Origin of the sequence: Kribbella kalugense, assembly GCF_004365875.1 — a bacterium.
GTDB lineage: Bacteria > Actinomycetota > Actinomycetes > Propionibacteriales > Kribbellaceae > Kribbella > Kribbella kalugense.
Map to the genome: position 1 here is coordinate 1,904,488 of NZ_SODF01000002.1, position 14,923 is coordinate 1,919,410.

A 14,923-nucleotide genomic window follows, 5' to 3' on the forward strand; every position below is an offset into this window, starting at 1 on the left:
CTGACACTCCCCGGTGCCGGTGCGACGGTGGGTGGCATGAAGATCAGCGAGATCCGGCCCGACGAGTATGAGCGGGCTGCGGAGTTGTGGGAGGCCTCGGTCCGGGCGACGCATGACTTCGTCACTGAGTCGGATCTAGACGTCTTCCGGCCGTTGGTACGGGCGTCGTTCGCGGAGATCCCGCAGTTGGCCGGGTTGCGGACCGATGACGGGCTGCTGATCGGGTTCATCGGCGTGGCTGAGGGCAACGTCGAGATGCTCTTCCTCGACCCGGCGTACCGCGGTCGGGGCGGCGGCAGCCTGCTACTGGAGCACGCCTTCGCGGACTTCGCCGCCACCAAGGTCGACGTCAACGAGCAGAACCCGCAGGCGATCGGCTTCTACCAACTCCACGGCTTCCGCACCGTCTCCCGCAGTGAGCACGATGAGACCGGGAAGCCCTACCCGATCCTGCACATGACGCTCTAGCCGGCGATCTCCAGGATGTCGATCGGGGTGTACGGGTCGGCCTCGGCGAAGCGGAGGGCCCACTGGACGGCCTCCTCCTTGCTGTCGACGCGGATGATCGAGACGCCCGCGACGAGCTCCTTCGTCTCAGCGAACGGGCCGTCCATCACCCGCGGCTGACCCGGTGCCGGGAACGTGACCCGCGCACCGCGCGAGCTCGGCATCAGCCCCTCGCCGAGCACCAGCACCCCGGCCTGACGCATCTCCTCCAGCACGGCGTCCGCCCGCTCGAGGATCTTCGGATCCGGCGGGTTGCCGGCCTCCAGGCTGTCGTTGGTCTTGTGCAGCAGCATGTACCTCATGCCGAGACGATAACCGTCAGATGAGCTGCGCGAGGTTGCTCGGGGCGTAGTAGCTGCTCGGGTCGTCGCAGAGCGGCGCCTGAGTGAGCTCGGCCGGCCGCGACATCAGCAGCGCGTGGCCCTTAGCGATCGCGGGCGCCAGGTACTCGTGCCCGGGGAGATTAGCGACCGCCGTACGGCAGCCGAGCGCCATGCCCTCGAACAGCGCCGTGGTCGACACCCCGACCTGGTACGTCGCTGTGGCGAGCAGATCGAGTGTGCTGCCGCCAGTCGACAACTGCACCCCGGCCGGGATCGCGTAGTCCTCCGCGCGCTCACTCGGGTGCAACCGGTAGAGGACCTCCAGCTCCGGATGCTCCTTCGCCACGGCATCCGCGACCTGCACGAGCTCCGCACCGACCGTCCCTTGCGAGAGGAACACCACCCGCCGCGGATCCTTCGGCCCAGGCGCCGGCAGGAACGTCGCGCCCATCACCTCGGTCCGCATCCCGGCCGGCAGCTCCGCGACGTCGGTCCAGTACGACCCGAAGCACCACAGCTCGTCCGGCTGATCGGCGACCACGGGCCGTCCCGGGTAGCTGTAGCCCAGGTGGAACGGGCTGATCGCGCCGTGCTGCAGCTCGACGACGCGGATCCCGAGATCGCGGGCCGCGCCGACGATGTGCTGGTGGAAGTACGCGACCACGACGTACACGGTCTTGATCCGGTGCCGCTTGAGCAGGGCGCGGTACAGGGATCGGAGCCGCAGGTGCTTCGGTACTTCGCGGGCGATCAGTGAGCCGACCGGGATCCGGACACCGGTCAGTTCCTCGAGGGCTCGGCCGATGCCGCGGTCGTCGGCGGTCCGGGGATGGATCGCGCCGGCGGCGGACGTGAAGAAGTCGAGGTTCTTGCTGCCGGGGAGCGGGGTGCCGTTGATGCCCGAGTCGAGGATCAGGGCGTTGCCGCCGAGCGCTGCGCGGAGCTCGTCGGTGTAGATCTCGACACCGTTCGGTTTCCGCGGATGCGGTACGACGAGAGCGTCGTACCGGCCGGGGAACGGGGACCTGCCGACGATCCCGGTGACGTGCCTCCCGACCAGGGCGGCCTTGTCGTACGGCGTACGTCGTACCGGGTGAGGGGCGCCGTGGATGCCGCTGCGGCGGGTCAGCTCATGGAAGACGCGCATCCGGATGATCGGCCAGGGGTGAGCGCCTTTGATCTGCCACCCGAGCAGCTCCAGGTCCGTCTCCACCTGCCAGATCGCCTGGCACAGACTTGCCACCGTCGGACCCGGCTCCGTGCCGTTCCCGGTACTCGTCATGGTTGATCCCTACTATCCCGGCGAGGCTACCGACGCCCGAGAAGAACCGGCGGACTGCCTTCAGCAGGTGCGTCTTCCGGCCGAGCAGCAGCCCGGCGAGGGCGAACCCGATCGCCGAGATCACCCGGGCCGAAGCATAGGCCAGGACGAGTACGTAGCTGATCGCGCCCGGGCGGATCAGCAGCCGGCTGATCGTGTCCCCGCTGCCGGAGCGGAACGCACGCCGTACCAGCCAGCGCAGGGTGGTCCGGCCGACCGGGACCTCCTCCTGGATGCACGCCTCCTCGGACCAGACGATCCGGAACCCGGCCCGGTGCACGCGGAGGAAGAAGTGCAGGTCGCTGGAGCCGGTGTACCGGAACGCGGGATGGAAGCCCGGCGTGACCGTGTGGTAGACGCGGCGGCTGACCAGGGTGTTGTTCGTGTACGCCTTCCGGAGCTCCTCGCCGCTGGTGTGCCGGCCAGTCGAGTCGTGGACGTCGCTGTAGTGGTTCCAGGCCGGGGCGCCGGGCGGGAGGTTGCCCTTCACCGGCCCGGTGACAACGTCGGCACCGGTCGACTCCCACGCCTTCAGCAGGGTCTTGAGCCAGCCGGGCGGGGCCACCTCGTCGTCGTCGACGAAGATCAGCGCGTCGTCGTTCCAGCACAGCTCGACGGACCGCTCCCGGGCGAAAGGAATGCCCGGCTCCGGTTCCACCACCGATTCGATCGGGTACGGCGTACCTTCCCCGAACTCCTCCATGACCCGCGCCGCCGACCCCTCGGCGTCGTTGTCGACCACCACGATCCGGATCGCGTAGTCCCCGTCTGCAGGCAACTCCTGAGCCTGCAAACTCGTCAACAACCCCCGCAACAGAGCAGGTCGCCTGAAGGTAATCACCGCAATGGCGACGCAGGTGCTCATGGCGCCCGAGACTATCGGTCCGAACCAACAACCGCCCATCCAACTCCTTGTGACATCCCCCCACATTCCGGCCGGTCCACGGTCCGGAAATTGCAGGAAGTTGCAGAAGTTGTAACGCCGGTGGCGTGGTGAGCGATTTAGGGCAGGGACCTTATGTGGTCCAGTCCGCCCGATTGAGGTTCATGGGGGTTGTGGTGTCTCGTACTGCTCGTTGGTTGCGGCTGGCTGTGCCGGCTGCTCTGGTTGCGGGGTCGGTGGTGGTTGTCACCGGGTCGTCCGGGACCGCCTCGGTGTCTGCCGAGCCGCGTCTGGTCCAGGCGAAGTTCAGTCCCGGTGCGAGCGGACCCGCGTACGACGCGAAGTCCGTGATCGTCCAGTTCAAGGCGAAGGCCACCACGTCGGCCCGCAAGGCCGCGGTGGCCAAGGTGAAGGGCACGCCGGATGTGTCCGTCACCGCCGACGTCGTCAAGGTCACAGGTGACGTCCCGGCGACCGAACTGCTGAAGAAGTTCAAGGCCGACCCGTCGGTGGAGCTTGCCTCGCTCAACTACATCCGGAAGAAGTCGGCCACCCCGAACGACGAGCTGTACACGAACTACCAGAAGTACCTGTCGACCGTCCGCGTCGACAAAGCCTGGGACCTCTCGAAGTCCGCCGGCACCCAGTACATCGGTGTCCTCGACACCGGCGTCGACGCCGGCCACCCGGACCTGGCCGGCCACCTGCTGCCCGGCTACAACACCTTCAACACAGCCCTGGCGCCGAACGACGGTGACGGCCACGGTACGGCGGTGACCGGCATCATCGCGGCCGGTACCGCGAACGGGATCGGCGTCTCCGGCGTCGCCTGGAACGCGAAGGTCCGCCCGGTCAAGGTGCTCGACGACACCGGCTCGGGCGAGGACAGCAACCTGATCAACGGCATCAACTGGGCGGTCAAGAACGGCGTCCGGGTGATCAACATGTCACTCGGCGGCGAGGGCGACGACCCGGTCCTGCACACCGCGATCCAGAACGCGGTCGCCAAGGGCGTCGTACTGGTCGCCGCGGCCGGCAACACCGGCGGCGACTCGTCGAACCACTTCCCCGGGGCGTACCCGGAGGTCCTGTCGGTCGGCGCCACCAACTCCGCCGGCGTGCTGACCAGCTTCAGCAGCTACGGCGACACGGTCGACATCGCCGCCCCGGGCTACGACATCACCAGCACCGCGCCCCGCGCAGGGACCCCGGCCGGCTACGAGCCGTACTTTCTCGGCATGGCGGGTACGTCGTTCTCGTCTCCGATCGTCGCCGGTGTCGCGGCCCTGGTCCGGAACAAGTGGCCGTCGTTCACCCCGGCGCAGGTGATGGCCCGCCTGAAGGCGACCGCCCGCGACGCCGGCCCGCGCGGCACCGACCCGTACTACGGCGCCGGCATCCTCGACGCGTACTACGCCCTCGGCGGCGCGCGGACGACGGACTTCGCCATGGGCGCAGCCGACAAGAACGACCAGCCCTCCCGCGCCGGTGAGCTGATCGCCGGGGTCGCGGTCTCGTCGACGATCAGCGTCGAGGGCGACGTCGACTGGTACAAGGTTCCGGCCGGCGCAGGCTCGCACCAGGTGCGCGTCGACGTCACCGGAGCGATGTTCGACTCGGGCACCTACGCGCAGAACTTCGGACCGGTCGTCTCGGTGTACGACAGCGCCCTCAAGCCGCTGGCGTTCGTCCAGAAGCCGGTGCCGCCGGTGGACAGCGACGGGTACGAGATCCCGCAGGCGCTGACCGCCAGCACCTACGCCACGCTCCCGGCCGAGACCGCCTACATCTCGGTCCGCAACGCCAACGGGTCGCGCGACAGCCGTGCGTACTCGCTGAAGGTCACCAATGCGGACGGCAACGTCGGCACCGCGCCGATCCCGACCTACCCGGTCCTGGATGCCCTGCCCGCGGATCTCTCCACCATCCAGAGCACCGAGATCCAGCCGGTGGTCACGTTCGCTCCGGAGGTCACCGCGGACAGCGTTATCAGCGGTCTGAAGCTCCTGAACGGCTGGACCGGCGCGGTCGTCCCGGCCGGCGTGACCTACGACCCGTCGTCGCACCAGGCGATTCTCACCCCGAAGGCTTCGTTGCTTGAGGCAACGCCGTACAAGCTCTCGGCGACCGGTGTGGTGGAGACCTCCGGTGCCGCGGTGGCTCCGTTCAGCACGGTCTTCAGCACCCCGGACCTGGTACCGCAGAAGCTGGCCACCTTCACCGGCAGCGGCGCGTACCTGGCCGCGAGCCTCGCCTGGGAGATCCCGCCGACCACGGACCTCGACCGGGTGGTCGTACGGCGCAACGTCGGCAGCAAGGCGCCGACGTCGAGCACCGGCACGCTCGTCTACTCGGGCACCGGGACATCGGTGAAGAACACTGGGCTGGCACAGGGCACGACGTACACCTACGCCGGCTGGGTCGTCGACCGCGGCGGTCACTACAGCCCGATCGCGATCAAGCAGTTGTTCGGGATGAAGTCGGGGATCGCGGTGACGTCGACGTTGATCAACTACGGCGGCGCGATCACGATCAAGGGCAGCACGCTGCGGATCGACAACAAGGTGTACGCCGGTCTGCCGGTCAACGTCTACGTGCGGCCGAAGAACTCGACCAAGTTCGCCCTGCTCGCGGCGTTGAAGACGTCCTCCACCGGGACGCTCTCGGTGACGCACAAGCCGCTCGTGTCGTCGGTGTACATGCTGACGTTCCCGGGCAACGCCGACCTGATGGGCACCCGTACGGCGGACATCACCGTGCAGGTCCGTCCGACGATCTCCGCGACCCTCGCGCCGACGGCGATCAAGCTCGGCAAGACGACCGCCTTCAGTGGGTACGTCGCTCCTGCGCACGCCGGGCAGGCCGTCTACCTGCAGCAGTACGGCAGCAAGGTGTGGAAGTCGATCGCTTCGGTGAAGCTGATCAGCTCCGGTAAGTACGCGTTCGGGATCAAGCCGGCCATCCGCGGCCAGATCGCCTACCGCGTCTACTTCGCCGGCGACGCCGACCACGCCCCGGCGTACTCGATCAACAAGATCGTCACGGTCAGCTGAATTGGTTGCCCACCGCCCCCAGAGGCGGTGGGCAACCAATCGATCAACCGCAGTTGTGCGCAGCACTGGTGGTCGAACCAACGACCACATCCACCGCGCCGCCCAGAGCAGTCAGGTGTACGGCGTTGACCGTGAGCCCGTGGTCAGCGCCGACGACCGGCACCTGCTCATTGATCACCAGTCGAGCCGCGCCGCCGAGATCGATCCCCGAGTTCGGGGCATCGGAGACCGTGACCGGTTTGCCGGCGATCTTCAGGGTCAACGTCGTCGTACCGTTGGCCTTCGTGCAGGTGCTTGTCGAGGTGGCGGTCAAGCCGGACACCTCGATCACGTCCAGTCCGGGGATGCCGATCCGGACGCTGTCCGCAGTACTCACCGCCGTCGCCGTACTCGGTTCGACGGCGGTCGCCACCTTGGCGCACAGTGCGCTCGCGGTGATCACGAGGGTGTTGACTGCTGCCTGGCAGGCCGGTGCATTCACCCTGGCCTCGGTAGCGCGGACTTCGCCGGTGTCCGGTGCGGGCGGCAACTCGAGCTTGACCACGGCCAGGTTCACCGCAGCTGACATCCCGTAGGCCCGGCCGGTCACGTATTCGAGGTGCGCCGTACCGCGGACGACTGACCGTTCGTGCCCACGATCACCGGAGTACGTCGCTGCCAACGGCACCGAGCCCTGATCGTTCAACGGCTGGTTGACCTCGCCGATCGTGCAGTGCGCCGTCCCGGTGAAGTCGGTTGTGGCGTAGCAGGTCTGCTCGTTGACGCCGGCGCCCAGTGTCAGCGCGACCGTCCGTCGAGCCAGCGGGCCTACGGACGACTCGACCAGCTTCGCCCGCAGTTCGGCCGGCGCCCCGTTGGTGACGCGCGGCGCTCCGTCGAAGGCCAGCGAGGTAGCGATCTTGCGCAGCTGGATACGGCCGGCGTACGACGACCACAGCTGGTCAGCGCCACCCGCCCAGTTGAGCCACACTCGGCCGTTGAACGCGTTGATGGCCGGCGCGGTGTCGCCAGAGTTGTCCGCCGCGACCGCCGAGGTCCAGCCGGTGCCGTCCGCGGTCCCAGCAACCCGGAACCCGTCTTCGCCCTTCCAAGCGGCGTAGAGCGTGTCGCCCACGGTCAAGGTCGCCGGGCCGTTGGACTCGCCAATTGTTGCGCCAGGCACCCACTGTGCACCGTCGGAGCTGGACGCGGAGCGAAGAGCCGAGCCGGCGGCCTCCTGCCACAGCAGCACCAGCCGACCCTTGTACGACGCCATCGCCGGGCTGACCGTGGTCCGTCCATCACCGGCATTTGCCGGAGCTGACCAGCTTCGACCGTCCGCACTCGCGGCAATCGACAGACCATCACCCGCACCCCTCCAGGCGACGAAGATCTTGCCGCCCAGCACACTCAGAGCGGGTCCCGCGGTCCCGGCAGCGGCGAGGGTCTTCGCAGCGGCCTGGTCGGTCACCTGAACCGGAGCCGACCAGGTCACTCCATCCGGACTCGTTGCGACCAGGACCTTGTTGCCCTCGGCCCACGATGCGACCAGGTTTCCACCCTGTACGGCGAGCGCCGGGCGTGCAGTCGTCGTCTGCCCGGCGAGCACCTGCGACGCTTCACTCCAGGTCACCCCGTCAGCTGTCGACGACAGGTAGAGCCCGGAGTCCTTCCCGCGCCAGAGCGCGAACTGAACGCCCTTGAAGCTGGTTACAGCAGGCGTGTCGTCCAGGGCCGGCGCCGCAGCGGTTGGGGTTGCCGCCGACCAGGTCGCCAGCGCGGGCGAGTCCACCGGCAGGTCATCGGCCGGCGCACCAGGCGCCGTACCAGGGTTGACCGTATCCGTGACCAACCGCAGATTGCGCATCGCCGTCTGGACCAGCGGCAAGGTCTCGTCGACGCCTTCCCACCGGGACTTGAAGTGGTCGGCGTAGACGCCGGCCAGCCGGTTCAGCCGAACGGCTGCGCTCCAACTCAGGCAGGCCGCGAACGGATCCTCGCCTTCCAGCCCCGGCAGCCGCTGACAGTTGTCGGTGCCTTCGAGCTGATCCTGCTGTTCCGGTGCCTGTCCGGCGGCCAGGTTGTCCGCCGCCGCGTCGAGCAGGGCCGCGAAGGTGAATCCGTCGTCCGACGTGTTGTCGTAGATCGCATGGTCGCCGAACAGCAGCGCCCGTAGGCTGTCGTCGGACTCGAGCGCCCGCGGGAAGCCGAGCTGCGTGTAGGCACGCAGCAGCTTGACCGTCAGGTTGACGTCAGCCGTGGTGTCCAGCTCGCGCCGGAGCGCTGTTGCCGCCTCGCGGTAGTGGTCGATCCGCTTGTTCTTCAGGAACTCCGTCATCCGCGTCACGGCGTCGGCCTCGGTGTCGGCCGGTACGTCGATGGTCGCGTTCTGCTGGAACGCCGTCCGATCGCCCTTCTCCCAGTTGTCGATCAACGGCTTCGACGGCTCGAGCACCGGACCGCATTCGTTCGGCCCTTGCTGCCAGTACTGCTTGCAGGTCTGGTAGGTGACGTGGTTCTCGACGACCTTCGTTGTGGTCCGGGCGACCTTCGTCGCGCTGCCCGGCCAGGTCAGACTCTCGGTGAACTTCACCCGCAGATCCGCGAAGCGCACGGTGATCAGGAACGGTCCGACGATGTCCGAGGTCTCGCCCGGGTTGACCCAGTCGGCGCTCCAGCAGACGTCGTACTTCGGACCTTGCGGATGCGCGTACCGGGCGAACTGCTCGGCGGCGGCCAGGTCCTTGCCGTTCACGTTCTCCGGCGTCAGGAGATTCTCGCCGCCGCCGCATTGCGGGGTGTCCTGCGGACTGACCAGATCGTCTTCCGGAACGTTCTGCTCGGGGCCGTCGAAGAGCCCGTACTCCTTGCCCTCCTTGACGTTCTTCTCCCGCGCCTGGATCGCGTTCGCCAGCTTCACGGTCTGCGAGGTGTAGTTGCCGAGCAGCTGGCCGAACAGCGGGTTCGTCGTACCGTCGGCAGCAGGCTTGCTGAACGACTGGGCAGCGTCGCGGATGTCCCGGCCCGCAGTGATGACGAAGCCGGCGCGGGCCGGCAGGATGCTCTTGGCCAGGGTCGGGTTCTGGCTCGACAGCAGGCTGTACCCGTTCGCGGCCAGCTCCCAGACCGAGGAGTTGCCGACTCGTCCGGACTCCGAGAAGTTCGGGTCCAGGTTCCGCTTCGCGTAGGCACCGAGGAACGAGATCGAGCCGTACGGTCCGTACTGGTCGAGCACCTGACCCACCTTGCCGGTGACGTCGGAGTACGCATCCTCCGGTACGACGTACGTGTCGGTCCCTGCCGTCGTCGTGCCCGCGGTGTAGAACGCGGTCTCGCCCTGCAGGTACTGATCCTTGGTGAGCACACTGCCCGGGCGGTAGTAGCTGTAGTCGATCAGTGCGTCCGTCGTGTCCCACAGCTTGCTCTCGCCGAGCGCCTGGATGGCGCGCAGCAAGGAGACCCCGAGGACCTGCAGCTGGTTCTCGACGTTCGCGAGGTTGGTCGAGATGGAGCCGGCCTGCTCCTGAACCTCCTGGACGTTCTCGTTGATGCGGTCGAACTGGCTCATCATGTCGAGATACAGCCCGTTCAGCTTTCGATCGATCCGGTCGAACTGTTTGTCCAGATGGACGCGCAGATCGGCGATCTGCTGCTTCAGGTCCTTGATCGCGTCGAGGATCTGCTTGTTGACGTCCGAGCCGGCGCCGGCGAACAGCGTGACCAGCGTGCTGATCGCGCCGATGAAGTTGCCGGTCAGCCCGACGGCGGCGAGCGAGAAGACGGTGTTCACCAGTTGGGCGGAGGTGATCACCTTGTCGACCGCCTCGGCGATCTGGATCGCACCGTCCCCGAAGAGCTTGATCTCCCGGGCGAGGTCCTTGTCGACCACCCCGGCCAGGAAGGCCAGCCCGGTCAGCCCGGCCTTCGCGTCGTTGATCCTGGCCTCCCGCTCGTCCGCGGCCTTCTTCGCCGCAGCGCGTTGCTCTGGCGTCGGCTCCGGAGTGGAGGTACCGGCGGGCTTGTCCTTGACGGCCTGCTCCAGGGTGCCGAGGTCGTTCTTGCGGGCCTCGTACAACTTGTCGGTCAGGATCTTGAACTGATCGGTCGTCGCCAGCTTGTATTCGTCGGGATGGCCCTGCTGGGACAGGATCTTGGGGAAGTCCAAGGTGTTCTTGAGCTGGTCGGTGCCCGCCAGGGTGAGGCCGCTCGCGGCCGCGCTGACGTGCAGCGGCGCGCCCAGCGTCGCGTTCCAGCCGCTGTTGAAGGCGGCGTCGGCGCGGGCCGTCTGCGCGACGGCCGCCCAGACAGACGCCTGCGCCGTCGAGTACTCGGCGTTCCAGCTGATCTGCTGCTGCGCGCCGCTGATCCGGTCCGGCGCCTTGCCGGACTGCGACGGGTCGTTCGTCCCGACAATCGAGAGGATCAGCTTCGTCAGGTTCGGCCCGGCCGGTTCAGCGCCGGGCGTCGTGCGAATCGCCTCGATGGCCGCGCCGACCGCCTCGGCGGCGTTTCGCGTCCACAGATAGTCGGCGACCTTCGCATCGATCTGGGCCGTGGTGGCGGCCAGGTGATCACTGATCTCGTCCGCGGTCGCGGCGGGATGAGTCGCCCGCCAGTCGAGCGACTCGGCGCTGGTCACCAGGTCCTTCGGCTCTTGCTTGTCAGCCACCACGAGGTAGCTGCCGAGCAGCGCGTCCGCCAACCCGTCTCCGTCAACCATCGCCGCCCGCGTCGCCGCAGTAGCCGGGCGGATCCCCAGCAGACCGGTGATCACGAGCAACATCACCATCAACCCGACGCGTCGATGTGCGCGCCGCCGTACCTGCATCCTCATGCGTCTCCCCCGGGAGCGAAAACCCCCGGATCGTCCGGGGGGCCTACAGCAGAGTGCGGGCACCCCCTCACACCCCGCGACCTTTTGCCCCCACCACCGCACCAACGCCCCCAACCCCTGCCCGCCCGGGCAACGTGATGCCTGTACCTGTGGGTACAGTGGTGTGGTGGAGACGGTTGAGCGGTTGATTCGGAGTACGCAGGAGTTGTTGTGGGAGCGGGGGTACGTCGGGACCTCGCCGAAGGCGATCCAGCGGGCTGCGGATGCGGGGCAGGGGAGCATGTATCACCACTTCGCCGGGAAGGCGGAGCTGGCGAAAGCGGCGATCGAGCGGTCGGGGGCGGAACTGCGGGCGGCGGCCGACGTGCAGTTGGGCGGTGACGGGACGGCCGGCGAGCGGATCGCCGGGTATCTCGAGCGGGAGCGGGAGGTGCTCAAGGGGTGCCAGGTCGGGCGGCTGACCGCGGACCCGGACGTTATCGCGGATCCGGACCTACGGGCGCCGGTCGCGGAGACGTTCGCGTGGTTGCGCGGCCGGTTGGCGGAAGTTGTTGCGGAGGGCAAGCGGACGGGTGAGTACCCGCAGACGCTGGACCCGGAGCGGACGGCCGCGACCATCGCCGCGGTGTTGCAGGGTGGGTATGTGCTGGCGCGGGCGGCCGGGTCGACCGAGCCGTTCGAGCTTGCTGTCCAGGGATTGATCGACTTGTTGCCGGAGGCTACGAAGTGAAGATCGGTGCGGTGTTTCCCCAGCTCGAGATCGGCGCGGACCCGAACGTGGTGCGGGGCTGGGCGAATACGGTCGAGCAGGCCGGGTACAGCCATGTGCTCGCCTACGACCACGTCCTCGGCGCGGATCCGGCGAACCGGCCGGGCTGGACCGGATACACCGACAAGTCCTTGTTTCATGAGGTTTTCGTGCTGTTCGGATTCCTGGCGGGGATCACGACCGAGCTCGAGCTGGTGACCGGCGTACTGGTGCTGCCGCAGCGGCAGACGGCGCTGGTCGCGAAGCAGGCGATCGAGGTCGACATCCTGAGCGGCGGCCGGCTGCGGCTCGGCGTCGGCATCGGGTGGAACAAGGTCGAGTACGACGCGCTCGGCGTGCCGTTCGAGAAGCGCGGAGCGCGGTTGACCCAGCAGGTGGAGTTGCTGCGCAAGCTGTGGTCCGATCCGGTCATCACGTACGAAGGTGACTTCGACCGGGTCGAGGAGGCCGGCCTGAATCCGTTGCCCGGCCGGCAGATCCCGATCTGGTTCGGCGGAGGCGCCGACGCGGTACTGCGGCGTACCGGACGGATCGGGGACGGGTGGATGCCACAGTCGGCTCCGGATGACCAGGCTCGCGCGCAGATCGCGATGATCCGGCAGGCGGCCGAAGCGGCCGGGCGCGATCCACAGTCGATCGGAATCGAGGCGAGGCTCACACTCGCCGCCGTACCGGAGCAGGAGCGCCGGGCGTTCGTCGACGGCTGGCGGGACCTCGGCGCGACCCACATCAGCGTGAACACGATGAACCTGGGCCTGTCGAACCCGAAGGAACACGCCCAAGTGCTCGCCGAGGTGCTGCCGACGCTGACCTAACGTCGGTTGGCGGTTGAGCCTCGGATGACCAGGGGGCAGGGGAGAGTTACGACCTGGGTCGGGCGGTCGGGGTTGGTGATGCGGTCGCGGAGGAGGTCGACGCCGGCCTCGACGATCGCGTGCACGGGCTGCTCGACGGTCGTCAGGTCGAAGGCTTCCCAGGCGGCCATGTCGGTGTTGTCGAAGCCGATCACCCAGACGTCGTCGGGGACCCGGGCGCCGACCGCGCGGGCTCCGTCGAGGATGCCGAACGCCAGCAGGTCGGTGACGGTGTAGATCGCGGTCGGCGGCTTCTTGCGGGACAGGAGTTTCTCGGCGGCGGCGTGACCGTCGGCGTGCGGGACGCCGACCGAGACCACGTTGCTCGGCTTGATCTTCACGCCGGCGTCGGCGAGAGCGGCGCGGAAGCCCAGGTCGCGGTCGCGCGAGGTGTTCCCGGTGTGGGTCAGCGTGACCAGCCCGATGTCGGTGTGGCCGGCGTCGACGAGGTACTGGCCGGCGTCGTACGCGCCCTGCCAGTTGTCGCCGACGACCTGGTCGCAGTCGAGCCCGTCGATCCCGCGGTGCAGCAGTACGGTCGGGGTGCCGGACGTGACCGCCATCGTGTGCAGCGTCGAGTCGTACGTCGCCGAGGTGAGCAGGAACCCGTCGACCAGGCGCTGCTGCACCACCGCCGCGATCGTCTCCTCGGGATCGTGCTCGATGTTCCACAGGATCATGTGCAGACCCATCGAGCTCAGCACCCGGCCGATCTCGTCCAGCAGCTCGGCGTGGAACGGGCTGGTCACCCGGGTCATGAACACGCCGATGGTGTCGGTCCGCCCGGTCTTCATCGCGCGGGCCAGCGCGTTCGGCGTGTAGTTCGCGTCCTTCAGCACCTGCAGAACTCGCGCGCGGGTCTCCGCGTTGACCTTCGGATTGTTGGTCAGCACCCGCGACACGGTCGCCTGCGACACCCCCGCAAGACGTGCCAAGTCGCGGCTCGTCGGTGGTCGTGACATCATCCGCCTCCCCTCGTCCCCGGAAACCGAACCCTACTGAAGAGTGTGGCCATAGGCCGTTGACCACGCCCGGAGATCTCTGTATACGTATTCATTGTATACGTATTCACCCCTCGCGGATCGGAGATTCCGGTGCAGACCAACCTCTCCAACCTGAGCCGCCGCAGGTTTCTCGCAGGCCTAGGGGGTCTCACCGCCGCCGGTGCTCTAGCCGGCTGCGGTGGTAACGGCGCTGCCAGTGGCGGCAGCAAGAACGGCCTGACTTTCCTCAACTGGGAACAGGTCAAGGGCAACCCGCTGGAACAGGCGATCCAGGCCTTCGAAAAGCAGTCCGGATCCCACGTCACCATCCAGCCCGCGGTCACCCAGGAATACGACACCAAGATGCGCACGCTGATCGCAGGCGGCAGCCCGCCCGACGTGATGCGGATCAACGACGACTTCGTCCGCGGCTTCTCCACCCAGGGGGCGCTGCTGGACCTGAAGCCGTACATCGAGAAGGACAAACTCGACACGTCGCAGTTCGCCAAGGAGACGTTCGACTTCCCGCAGCAGCCCGACGGTTCGCACACCGCCTGGGTGCTCGGGTACGAGCCGCGGCTGATCTTCTACAACGTCGATCTCTTCAAGCAGGCCGGCGTACCGCTGCCGCCGACGACCTGGTCGTCGACCGGTTGGACCTGGTCCGACTTCGAGGCCAAGGCCAAGAAGCTCACCGATCCGGCGAAGAAGCAGTACGGCGCGCTGGTCTACCTGGACACCGGCTACGAGCAGACGTTCACGGTCAACCACGGCAGCCAGACCGGCATCTTCTCCAAGGACGGCACGCAGTTCACGCTGTCGGACTCGAAGGAGTCCGAGGCATTGCAGTGGGCGACCGACCTGACCTGCAAGGACAAGGTGCAACCGCCGTGGTCCGCGCTGCAGCAAGACAGCATCCAGAACCAGATGTTTGCCCAGGGCAAGATCGCGATGATGTTCGCGACCTTCGGCACGGTTCCGTACATGCGGTCCGCGATCAAGGACTTCACCTGGGACGTCGCTCCACCGCCTGGTGACGTGGAGCAGAAGACCGAGTCCAGCGTGATCGTGTTCTGCATCCCGAAGAAGGCGAAGAACCCCGATCAGGCCTGGGCGCTGCTGAAGTACCTGGCCAGCGAGGAAGGCGGGAAGATTCTGCTGCAAGGCGGTGCCTTCACGCCGATCAACCTCAAGGCGGCAGCCGACCTGGCTCCGAACGGGAAGGCGCCGGCGCACATCTCGCTCTTCGCCGAGGCGGCCAAGCACCTGACCGCGACCAACCAGACCAAGAACACGATCGGCGCCCGCGAGTTGTACCGGCCCGCACTGGACACGGCCTACAACTGCGAGAAGCCGGTCGGTGACGTTCTCCAGCAGGTCAAACCACAGGTGGAGAACGCCTTGAAGGGTTGATGTC

At 67.6% G+C, this 14,923-nt stretch carries 10 protein-coding genes; 5 read left to right on the forward strand and 5 right to left on the reverse strand.

Going from position 1 to position 14,923, the window contains the following annotated elements; translation table 11 throughout:
* Positions 1-36: 36 nt before the first annotated feature.
* Positions 37-468 carry a GNAT family N-acetyltransferase gene (locus EV650_RS27005; protein ID WP_134121785.1) on the forward strand — a complete coding sequence of 144 codons (432 nt, stop codon included), beginning with the start codon at positions 37-39 and terminating at the stop codon, positions 466-468.
* Here EV650_RS27005 and EV650_RS27010 read toward each other — a convergent pair.
* From EV650_RS27010 to EV650_RS27020, 3 genes are read right to left on the reverse strand one after another with little or no spacing between them, the layout of a single operon-like run.
* Positions 465-809: a YciI family protein gene (locus tag EV650_RS27010; RefSeq protein ID WP_134121786.1), complete on the reverse strand. Its 345-nt coding sequence runs from the start codon at positions 807-809 to the stop codon at positions 465-467. The genes EV650_RS27005 and EV650_RS27010 overlap by 4 nt on opposite strands.
* A gap of 16 nt (positions 810-825) precedes the next feature.
* Entirely contained in the window at positions 826-1,977 is a 1,152-nt protein-coding gene (locus EV650_RS27015) for a hypothetical protein (protein ID WP_134122702.1), read from the reverse strand.
* Positions 1,961-3,055, reverse strand: coding sequence for a glycosyltransferase family 2 protein (locus EV650_RS27020; RefSeq protein WP_369409962.1), 1,095 nt, complete (start codon positions 3,053-3,055; stop codon positions 1,961-1,963). The genes EV650_RS27015 and EV650_RS27020 overlap by 17 nt, the downstream gene beginning before the upstream one ends.
* A gap of 143 nt (positions 3,056-3,198) precedes the next feature.
* On the opposite strand from EV650_RS27020, the gene EV650_RS27025 reads away from it, so the two are divergent.
* Entirely contained in the window at positions 3,199-6,087 is a 2,889-nt protein-coding gene (locus tag EV650_RS27025) for a S8 family peptidase (protein ID WP_166678280.1), read from the forward strand.
* Positions 6,088-6,130: 43 nt separating this feature from the next.
* On the opposite strand, the gene EV650_RS27030 is transcribed toward EV650_RS27025, so the two are convergent.
* Positions 6,131-10,900 (reverse strand): sialidase family protein, encoded by a 4,770-nt coding sequence (locus tag EV650_RS27030; protein WP_134121788.1) that lies wholly within the window; start codon positions 10,898-10,900, stop codon positions 6,131-6,133.
* 166 nt (positions 10,901-11,066) lie between these two features.
* On the opposite strand from EV650_RS27030, the gene EV650_RS27035 reads away from it, so the two are divergent.
* Both EV650_RS27035 and EV650_RS27040 read left to right on the forward strand, forming a co-directional pair.
* Complete coding sequence (locus EV650_RS27035; protein ID WP_134121789.1) at positions 11,067-11,630, forward strand: TetR/AcrR family transcriptional regulator; 564 nt, start codon at positions 11,067-11,069, stop codon at positions 11,628-11,630.
* The gene (locus EV650_RS27040; protein ID WP_134121790.1) at positions 11,627-12,484 is read left to right on the forward strand and encodes an LLM class F420-dependent oxidoreductase; all 858 of its coding nucleotides are present in this window, start codon (positions 11,627-11,629) and stop codon (positions 12,482-12,484) included. Before EV650_RS27035 ends, EV650_RS27040 begins: the two co-directional genes overlap by 4 nt.
* On the opposite strand, the gene EV650_RS27045 is transcribed toward EV650_RS27040, so the two are convergent.
* Positions 12,481-13,458 (reverse strand): LacI family DNA-binding transcriptional regulator, encoded by a 978-nt coding sequence (locus EV650_RS27045; protein ID WP_166678281.1) that lies wholly within the window; start codon positions 13,456-13,458, stop codon positions 12,481-12,483. The two genes, EV650_RS27040 and EV650_RS27045, sit on opposite strands and share 4 nt — an antisense overlap.
* A gap of 159 nt (positions 13,459-13,617) precedes the next feature.
* Here EV650_RS27045 and EV650_RS27050 point away from each other — a divergent pair, with 159 nt between their 5' ends.
* Positions 13,618-14,919, forward strand: a complete 1,302-nt coding sequence (locus tag EV650_RS27050) for an ABC transporter substrate-binding protein (protein ID WP_134121792.1) — start codon at positions 13,618-13,620, stop codon at positions 14,917-14,919.
* Positions 14,920-14,923 lie beyond the last annotated feature (4 nt).

Coding starts and splice junctions, on each gene's coding strand:
- EV650_RS27005 (WP_134121785.1), top strand. CDS start 37: ATGAAGATCAGCGAGATCCGGCCCGACGAGTATGAGCGGGCTGCGGAG.
- EV650_RS27015 (WP_134122702.1), bottom strand. CDS start 1,977: ATGCGCGTCTTCCATGAGCTGACCCGCCGCAGCGGCATCCACGGCGCC.
- EV650_RS27010 (WP_134121786.1), bottom strand. CDS start 809: ATGAGGTACATGCTGCTGCACAAGACCAACGACAGCCTGGAGGCCGGC.
- EV650_RS27025 (WP_166678280.1), top strand. CDS start 3,199: ATGGGGGTTGTGGTGTCTCGTACTGCTCGTTGGTTGCGGCTGGCTGTG.
- EV650_RS27030 (WP_134121788.1), bottom strand. CDS start 10,900: ATGAGGATGCAGGTACGGCGGCGCGCACATCGACGCGTCGGGTTGATG.
- EV650_RS27020 (WP_369409962.1), bottom strand. CDS start 3,055: ATGGGCGGTTGTTGGTTCGGACCGATAGTCTCGGGCGCCATGAGCACC.